This is a genomic window from Limosilactobacillus sp. (assembly GCF_040772465.1).
Taxonomy (GTDB): Bacteria; Bacillota; Bacilli; order Lactobacillales; family Lactobacillaceae; genus Limosilactobacillus.
In genome coordinates this window covers 338478-344798 of record NZ_JAXGYB010000002.1, presented here as the reverse complement: position 1 = coordinate 344798, position 6321 = coordinate 338478, and the positions used below count along the sequence as shown (strand labels likewise).

Here is a 6321-nt window from a genome sequence, read left to right as displayed (position 1 = left end):
AATAAAAAAGCTGGTGAATTTCAAATCACCAGCTTTTTTAATTGTATGATAATTAGTCTGCTAAAGAATAAGTTTCACTGAAGTAAGTATTTTGTGGGCCCCTTGCTGAGAACTCATTTAATGAAGAATAAAGATTGCTATCATGCCAAGCATTTAGGTCGGCTTGACTATTCCAGGCAGACAATAAGATAGTGCTATTCGGATGACCAACTCGGTTACATAGCAGAATAGCGTTAGCTCCCTTTGCTTGCTTTGAACTAGCGATGATATCCTTTGCTTTTTCACGCATGATCCGTTCGTCATCATTACTAAGTTTAAATGACTGGTAAGAAATGATGCCCCGAAGATCATCACCAAAACCGTCGATCGTCTTTAAGCTGATCGGAGAACTGAAGATGTTTTCCTTACCCGAAACGTCAAAGAGGGCGTACTTGACGTTGTCACCATTTGACACACAAAGCTTAAAAGTGCGATCTGGATGTTTTTTTGCGATGTCCCGAAGGAGTTGGCTAGAACCAAAGGTAAAATTAATTTGTGAAATCATTCAAAGACCCCTTTTCTCTTGTTCAATACATCTCAATTTTACACTAATGGACATAAGATTGTTAATTCTAAATGAGAATTTGCATCTCCAAAATTACTTACAAAAAGTTAATAAAATTCTCTTAAGCCTATTCAAATCATTAGGGAAGTAGGCTATAATTATATACAGCGTTATTTACTAATATTTGAATCTAATGAGGAGGCACCAATATGGTTACTTTATATACGTCTCCAAGTTGCACGTCATGCCGGAAAGCAAAAGCATGGCTAAAAAAACACGATATTCCATTTAAAGAACAGAATATCTTTTCCGAACCGCTAACTATTAGCGAAATCAAGCAAATGCTTCAAATGACTGAAAATGGTACTGAAGACATCATTTCTAAGCGTTCCAAAGCTTACCAACAACTGAAAGTCAACTTGGATGAATTGCCAATGAAGCAAATGTTTGATTTAATTCGTAAAACTCCTGGTTTGTTACGCCGCCCAATTATCATGGATGACAAACGTCTTCAAGTAGGTTACAACGAAGACGAAATTCGGCGTTTCTTACCTCGTAAAGTTCGGGCACTCGAGCTAGAAGCAGCTCAGCGCAAAGCTGACTTGGGATAATACGTTATTTGAAGACTTGGAAAGTTGTTTTCTGAGTCTTTTTTCTTTTAACTTCGATTGTAATGACATAGGATATTCATAATGATCTTTCTTTACTTTTTTAGTTAAATCATTACAATAGAATTATTAGTATACTCTGCATAGCAGGGGAGGCGGATTGCTGATGGAAATGGAACACATCAACGAAAATACGATACGGGTACTGATCGGTAATGATGACTTACATGCACGGGGAATTCGTGTACTTGACCTGCTGGGCAACCATAAGGAAATCGAGAATTTCTTCTACAGCGTGCTAGAAGAAGTGGATACTGATCACCAGTTTATGGATAATGATGCGGTTACCTTTCAAGTAATGCCAACACGGACTGGTTTAGAGCTGTTTATCAGTAAAGCTGACAAAAATAATCGCGAGCAGTCAACAGCACAAAACAACGATGCCATTTCTGAATACATTAAACAAGAATTATCAGGACATGATCACGACTCCGTGGAGAGCGTTAACCGTGCTTCTTATGAAGCCAATAATGATTCTGAAGATTATTCGGAAGATGAAACTGATAACGGATCTAAGACGGTCGTTGTTACTTTTAAACGTTTTGAAGATCTCATCCAGTTAGCTCGTGAATTAGTTGATGATGACAATATCGCGAGTGACCTTTATACGATGAAACATCACTATTATTTAGCTCTTACCTTCTTCGATGATGGTAATGTTACTCCAGGAACCATTGATGACCAACTAGCAATCGTCGGTGAATATGCTGATCAAACTGATCTCACGAAAGATGTGTTAGACGAACATGGCAAGTTATTGATGGATCACTCGGCATTAGAGCTGACAAGGTATTACTTTAAAAATTAATGAAACTGGCAGTGCAAAAAACTGCCAGTTTTTTAGTGGAATGAAAAGCTTTCTTTCGTATCTAATAGGTAGGGAGGAAAGATAATCAATGAAAGTAGCATTATGTAATGGAAAAATTGTTCGGGCAGCGGGCTGTCGTTTGGACGGGCCATTTATCTGTCCTGAATGTGGGCAAGCACTATCTTTGATGCATGGAAAACGAAAGCATGCCTATTTTGCGCATACTCACGATGGAGATAGTCATTGCCACGGTGAAACGAAACTTCATCAGCAAGGCAAAAGTCAGATGATGAAATGGGCCAAAGCACATGGATGGCATCCTCAAATGGAAGTTTTTTTGCCAAATGTTAAACAGCGCCCAGACTTGTTAATTCAGGTTGATCAAAAACCATTTGTTTTGGAATACCAGTGTAGTCCGCTCGGCCTTGAGCGCTTGATTGAAAGAAACCATGGGTATCGCAGTCTACATCTACCTTATTGTTGGTTTTTGGGGCCACGTTATCGCTGCCGTCTTCATGACAGTAAAGTTGCTCAATTTACGCAGTGGCACCAGGGTCAACCTGTTTTACCTTTTTGGGACTTGGACAACAGCCGGCCAGAATTTCAGTTTAATTATTTACGGGTTCCTTTTGTGCAAAATATTAATGCCAATAAACGCATTAAATATATTCGCCAAACTCTTGCGCTCCAAGAAATGATGGTGATGAGGACGGATAAGCGTTGGCGATCCGTTCATGACCAATGTTATTTACAGCATCATCTAATGAGTGCTTGCCCGTTGGTTGCTCACCCAACCAAGCCACAGTGGCCAGTAGTGCAAGGTGGTGAACTCAATTGGCGTATTCGTTGCCTGCTTCTTTTCGACTTGATTCCCCTTGGTCAGGCGGCACCAGTGGTCTGTTGGAAAAATATATTTGCCAAACGAGCGCACTGGCTGCCGACACCTTGCCTCTCTGTTGATAATACGCTTGATCTGCGTAGTCGCATTATTGACCAATTGATTCAAGATCTTATTGATGAAAAGATCCTGCAGAGTGACGGAGAAATGTTGGTCTTTGCCGAAGCACCAAAGTGGTTTATTGACGCCGATCGCAAACTGAAGTATATAAAAACGACCCCGTTTCTGTAAACGAGGCCGTTAGTAGATTAATGACAAATTTTAATGCGGTTCTTTAACTTGTTGAGAGTATCCAATGAACAATTTTCTTGGCAAGCATCTACCAATGAATCATAGTCGCAATTCGTAACGAGGGTTCCGTATTCGGGATTGCTAGTGTTGACCACGATCGCCGTGGCAGAATCTGTAATGCCCATTTGGTTAGCCAGGCGTTGATCTTTTTTGAAGCACTGTTTGGCCAGGGATGATTGCCGATCTTCCATAAACATCTCCAAATCCAACTTGGCTTCTTTGGCAAGTCGTTGAACTAGTTCGACGTTATAGTCAGCGTGTTCTTCCAGCAGTGCCTTTTGGATGTCTAGTAAAAACATGCGTCCGCGTTTGCGCCCCTGAAAAAGTGCAGCTTTGTAGTCTAGAATCACGGAATAGGTAGTGTTAGCTACCTTTTGCTGGCTGAACACGTGGTTGCGATAGTCGTGCAGGGTTTTATCAATCGTCTGCATGTTCATCAACGGAATGAACTGAAAATTGACAGTGTTATTCAGTTGAACATCAACGCGTAAAAGATCGCGTTCACACTGAACACACCGGTGTCCCAGCGGATTAACAAACAAGTGAATTTCTAACACGGTTTGTTTCCTCCTCAACAAAGTAAAAGATTTGATATTTTTCAAATTTTATTTTGCCAAATTAAGTTTGAGAGGTCAAGGAAACTGTTTCGGCGAGAAAAGCGATTGCTGCTAATGGTGATTGTGCTAGAATTAAACAAGGATTAAGGCTAGGAGGGACTCGTGATGATTGAAGATTGGCAACACTTCTTATTACCGTACCAGCAAGCTGTCAATGAATTAAAAGTCAAGCTGCGTGGTATGCGTAAACAATACCAAGACCAGGCTCAACATTCACCAATTGAATTTGTCACTGGTCGGGTGAAGCCCGTTGACAGCATTAAAGAAAAGATGGTGCGACGCCACGTTAGTGAAGATCGGCTGGAACAAGATATGCAGGATATCGCTGGTTTACGAATCATGTGTCAGTTTGTTGAGGACATCTATGTGGTTGTCGATTTGCTACGTAAGCGGACAGATATGCGGATTCTTGAAGAGCGAGACTACGTTACTAATGCCAAGCCCAGTGGCTACCGTTCTTATCACATCGTTATTGAGTATCCTGTACAGCTAGTGACTGGTGAAAAAAAGCTCTTGGCAGAGATTCAGGTGCGCACTTTAGCGATGAATTTCTGGGCGACAATTGAACACTCACTCAATTACAAGTACCAGGGAGAATTTCCCGAAGAACTATCTTCACGTCTTCAGCGGGCCGGTGAAGCTGCTTTCCGCCTCGATAAAGAAATGTCGGAAATTCGTGAAGAAATTCAGGAAGCTCAGAATCTCTTTTCTTATGGTAAAAACAAGCAAGAATTGGGCGATGGTCAAGCTAAGCCCGTATCAAAGGACGGCGACTCACAATGAAAATTGCAATTGTCAATTATGGCGATCCTGAAGCTGTCCGCGTGCGGAAAATGATGTTGAACCGGTTGGCTAAGACGTCACTTGTTTGTGACCACAAGCATCCAGATATCGTCATTTCAATCGGCGGGGATGGCACTTTACTGACGGCTTTCAATAAGTATCAGGATCAATTAGACCATGTCCGCTTTGTCGGTATTCACACGGGGCATCTTGGCTTTTATACCGATTGGCGCAATTTTGAAGTTGATGACCTGTTAGATAGTTTGGAACACGATAGTGGTCAATCTGTCTCCTATCCATTGCTCAGCCTAGACGTCACGTATAGCGATGGCCAAGCCCAACACTATGTAGCGCTTAACGAATCAGCTCTTCGTCAGAAAACGAAAACAATGGTCTCTGATGTCTACATTAATGATCGTTTCTTCGAAAGCTTTCGTGGGGATGGTCTCTGCGCGTCAACCCCGACTGGGTCGACGGCTTATAACAAATCAGTCGGTGGAGCCGTGATGGATCCGAAAATCAGCGGCTTTCAGTTAACTGAGTTGGCTTCGCTAAACAACCGGGTTTATCGTTCACTGGGTTCACCGATCATCCTGGGAACTGAAAGCCAGGTCACACTACGCGTTCATGACGACTCAGATAGTCTATTAACTTGTGACCGGCAATTGGTTCAATGGGATGTCAATCAGCACCACCTGAGCGAAGTAACATACAGGGTGGCAGACCAACCGATTCGTTTTGCTAAATACCGGCACACTAGTTTTTGGGACCGAGTCCACGAGTCCTTTATTGGTGGCCGCAAATGAAATTTAAGTGGCGATACGACGGTCAAATCGACCGCAAACTGAAGTCAGTTCTCAGGTCTAACGGTGTCACGGGAACTTTAATAAAAGTCGCTGTTTACCATGGTGGTGGTATGCAGATTAATGGCCACGATGCCTGGACAATTGATGTGGTCCATCCAGGGGATGAAGTTAGTTTAATCTTGCCACCGGAACAAGCTAATGACCACGTACCAGCATGTGATGCACCGATTCACATCGCTTATGAAGATCGTGACTATCTAATCTTAAACAAGCCGGCAGGGGTGGCTACGGTGCCGGCACACCACGTGCCCGTACAAGACAGTCTGGTTAATCGGATTAAATATTATTACCAACAACAAAGGTATGAAAACCAAGTCACGCACGTGGCAACTCGTCTGGACAAGGATACGAGCGGTTTGGTCATTTTTCCCAAACACCGCTTCGCGCATGCTATCCTTGACCGTCAATTGCAAGCACATCAAGTTATTAAACGTTATTTGGCTTTCGTCAGTGGGCGGTTAACAGTTCAACATGGTTACATCGACGCTCCGCAGCGGCGGGATCCTGATTCATTTGTCAAGAGAATGGTGGCTCCCGATGGTAAAGCTGCAGTGACAGAATACTGGTTAGAGCAGGCAAATAATGATTATTCGCAGGTGCGGATTGCTTTGCATACGGGGCGCACGCACCAAATCCGGGTTCATTTTGCTTGGTTGCAGCATCCGCTGGTTGGTGATCAGATGTACGGTGGGCCGATGTTGATCAATCGACAGGCACTTCACTGCCACTTTATTTCCTTTTACAGTCCTTTTTTAAAGCGCCAAATTCAGGTTACCGCACCAGTTCCAGAAGATTTGCAGAGACTCATGAAATAATAAAACGCCGTTCCAACGAGGAACGACGCTT

8 protein-coding genes are annotated in these 6321 nt (G+C 42.8%); 6 read left to right on the top strand and 2 right to left on the bottom strand.

Translation table 11 applies throughout. The features are described 5' to 3' along the window. Positions 1-52: 52 nt before the first annotated feature. Complete coding sequence (locus tag AB3114_RS03650; RefSeq protein WP_367341900.1) at positions 53-544, bottom strand: hypothetical protein; 492 nt, start codon at positions 542-544, stop codon at positions 53-55. 209 nt (positions 545-753) lie between these two features. On the opposite strand from AB3114_RS03650, the gene AB3114_RS03645 reads away from it, so the two are divergent. The 3 genes from AB3114_RS03645 (at position 754) to AB3114_RS03635 (ending at position 3149) form a co-directional block, all read left to right on the top strand. Further along, a complete protein-coding gene (locus AB3114_RS03645; protein ID WP_367341899.1) occupies positions 754-1155 on the top strand; it encodes a Spx/MgsR family RNA polymerase-binding regulatory protein in 402 nt (133 codons plus the stop codon). A gap of 163 nt (positions 1156-1318) precedes the next feature. Beyond that, positions 1319-2020, top strand: coding sequence for an adaptor protein MecA (locus tag AB3114_RS03640; protein WP_367341898.1), 702 nt, complete (start codon positions 1319-1321; stop codon positions 2018-2020). 88 nt (positions 2021-2108) lie between these two features. Continuing rightward, on the top strand, positions 2109-3149 hold the full coding sequence (locus tag AB3114_RS03635) for a competence protein CoiA (RefSeq protein WP_367341897.1): 1041 nt from the start codon (positions 2109-2111) through the stop codon (positions 3147-3149). 17 nt (positions 3150-3166) lie between these two features. Here AB3114_RS03635 and AB3114_RS03630 read toward each other — a convergent pair whose 3' ends face one another. Then, positions 3167-3766 carry a DsbA family protein gene (locus AB3114_RS03630; RefSeq protein WP_367341896.1) on the bottom strand — a complete coding sequence of 200 codons (600 nt, stop codon included), beginning with the start codon at positions 3764-3766 and terminating at the stop codon, positions 3167-3169. A 165-nt stretch (positions 3767-3931) separates the two neighbouring features. Here AB3114_RS03630 and AB3114_RS03625 point away from each other — a divergent pair, with 165 nt between their 5' ends. From AB3114_RS03625 to AB3114_RS03615, 3 genes are read left to right on the top strand one after another with little or no spacing between them, the layout of a single operon-like run. Then, on the top strand, positions 3932-4609 hold the full coding sequence (locus AB3114_RS03625) for a GTP pyrophosphokinase family protein (RefSeq protein ID WP_367341895.1): 678 nt from the start codon (positions 3932-3934) through the stop codon (positions 4607-4609). Then, positions 4606-5415: an NAD kinase gene (locus AB3114_RS03620; protein WP_367341894.1), complete on the top strand. Its 810-nt coding sequence runs from the start codon at positions 4606-4608 to the stop codon at positions 5413-5415. The genes AB3114_RS03625 and AB3114_RS03620 overlap by 4 nt, the downstream gene beginning before the upstream one ends. After that, positions 5412-6290 (top strand): RluA family pseudouridine synthase, encoded by an 879-nt coding sequence (locus tag AB3114_RS03615; protein WP_367341893.1) that lies wholly within the window; start codon positions 5412-5414, stop codon positions 6288-6290. The genes AB3114_RS03620 and AB3114_RS03615 overlap by 4 nt, the downstream gene beginning before the upstream one ends. Positions 6291-6321: the final 31 nt, after the last annotated feature.